The sequence below is a fragment of the Acidimicrobiia bacterium genome, from assembly GCA_035471805.1.
Lineage (GTDB): Bacteria > Actinomycetota > Acidimicrobiia > Spongiisociales > JAHEDJ01 > JAHEDJ01.
Map to the genome: position 1 here is coordinate 1 of DATIPS010000048.1, position 1,984 is coordinate 1,984.

The following is a 1,984-nucleotide window of genomic DNA, read 5'->3' on the forward strand; positions in this document are numbered from 1 at the left end:
GCCAAAGCGCCTGAGCTGGCGCGTGAACGAGAGCGCAAGGCAGCCGTGCAATTCCGCCGGCTCAGCTCGCTCACGGAGCAGCAACTCCACAGCGAGCTCCATTCGATTGCGACTTCCGGCGACGCCGAAGCGATGGGGCCCGACAAGAGCCCAAGCGAGTGGCAGACAGCGCGTGAAGCGATCCGTGACGCAGCTTCGTAGCTGAGGTGGCACCTCTCCCCACTGAGGATCGGAGGGTCTCCGAGTGCCTCGGCTTTCGTCACTACTCGAACCTTCTACCGACCCCTCTCACCGCGCCATTCTGACCGCCATACATATGTGCCGTCAGGGGCGGCTCTGACCGTTGGCCCTAGTGTCCTGGTCGAGTGACCCGTATTGATTGGTCATGGACCAGTCGGCAACGATCGTCATTGAGAGGTCCCCGGTTGAGGTGTTCGACTATGTCATGCAGGTATCGCACGATGCCGAGTGGCGCACCAACATCGTCGAGGCCGCCTACACCTCAGATCCTCCTCTAGGGGTAGGCACCACGGGGTTTGATCGTGTCTCAGCCAACGGTCGTGACATGATCGCTGCCTGGACGACAGTCCAGTACGAACCCGGTGGGCTGGCCCGGTGGACGTTCGATTCAGGCCCACTCGAAGGTTCGGGCGGCTACATCTGCCAGCAGGCTGGGGACAGCACAAGATTCACTCTCGAGGCCAATGTGAGGCCAACGGGTGGAATGCGGCTTCTGGGTCCCCTCTTCGGGGTGATGGCACGACGCTTCAACCGCAAGGACGTGCGGAAGTTGAAGACAATCCTCGAGAGCCGATAGCCGCCAACCCGCAGGTCGGACCACGCAGGCCCCCACAGATCAGCAGTCGTGTGCAGTTTGGGGGCGGCTGTGTCGTGTGACAATCAGCCCTTTCCACGAGGGCGACCGATGCGGAGAGCTACTGCTCGCGTAGCCAGGTGACGGCCGCAACGACTCTTCTGTGGTAGTCATCCCCTGAAAGGAGATCGAGTTTCTGGAATATCGACCGGGTGTGGGTCTCAACGGTCTTGGGGCTCATGAAGAGCGCTTCTGCGATCCCCTGGTTGGTACGGCCCTCGGCCATCGCAGCGAGGACGTCACGTTCACGCCTGGTCAGTGAGTCGAGGGGGGACGATTCGCGGCGTCGACCGAGAAGCCGCGCCACCAGGTCGGAATCGACGACCGTTTCGCCCTCGCAGATTCTGCGTAATGCGTCGAGAATCTCCCCGGGATCGGTGACACGGTCTTTGAGCAGGTAACCGACCCTCCCGCGTGTATCTCGGAGGAGCTCGACGGCATACTCGGTTTCGACGTGTTGGGACAGGACGAGGACGCCGACGTCGGGAAATGCCGACCGGATCTCGATTGCAGCTTGGATGCCTTCGGTGGTGTGGGTGGGAGGCATGCGGATGTCAACGATCGCCACGTCCGGCTGATCCGCTCTGATCCTGCGGATGAGCGCTTCGGCGTCGTCGACCGCAGCGATGATCTCGACCCCGCCGTCCTCGAGCAGCCTGGCCAGGCCCTGCCTGAAAAGCACCGAATCTTCAGCGAGCATCACTCGCATGGCAATCTCGCCCTCAGCGTGGTTCCCTCACCGAGTGGGCTGCTGACCTGCATCTGTCCCCCGATCGCCTCGACTCGATCCTGGAGGCCCTGAAGCCCGGTTCCACCGTCCATGTCAGCGCCGCCGCGTCCATCGTCCGATACCTCGACATGCAGCCAACCATCCATGCAGAACGCCGCGATCCTGACAGATGTCGCATCGGCATGTCGAGCGGCGTTGGTCAGAGCCTCAGCCACCAGGAAATATGCAGCCGCCTCGACGGCAGGACGAAACCGGTCCGGTTCGACGTCGACATGCACCGGGACTGGGGAACGCTCGGCCAGGGTCTCGATGGCGGGCGCCAGGCCCCTGTCGGTGAGGATTGGCGGATGCACTCCACGTGCGAAATCGCGCAGGCTGTC

At 62.8% G+C, this 1,984-nt stretch carries 4 protein-coding genes; 2 read left to right on the forward strand and 2 right to left on the reverse strand.

What is annotated here, in order from left to right; translation table 11 throughout:
- A partial coding sequence (locus VLT15_09445; protein ID HSR45440.1) for a hypothetical protein occupies nucleotides 1-201 on the forward strand: 201 nt, incomplete at its 5' end.
- Nucleotides 202-385: 184 nt separating this feature from the next.
- Nucleotides 386-817 carry an SRPBCC family protein gene (locus VLT15_09450; GenBank protein HSR45441.1) on the forward strand — a complete coding sequence of 144 codons (432 nt, stop codon included), beginning with the start codon at nucleotides 386-388 and terminating at the stop codon, nucleotides 815-817.
- A gap of 118 nt (nucleotides 818-935) precedes the next feature.
- Here VLT15_09450 and VLT15_09455 read toward each other — a convergent pair whose 3' ends face one another.
- Together VLT15_09455 and VLT15_09460 are read right to left on the reverse strand one after the other, a co-directional pair.
- Nucleotides 936-1,583 (reverse strand): response regulator transcription factor, encoded by a 648-nt coding sequence (locus VLT15_09455; GenBank protein ID HSR45442.1) that lies wholly within the window; start codon nucleotides 1,581-1,583, stop codon nucleotides 936-938.
- The coding region (locus VLT15_09460; GenBank protein HSR45443.1) for an ATP-binding protein at nucleotides 1,574-1,984 on the reverse strand (411 nt) is incomplete at its 5' end. The genes VLT15_09455 and VLT15_09460, both read right to left, overlap by 10 nt.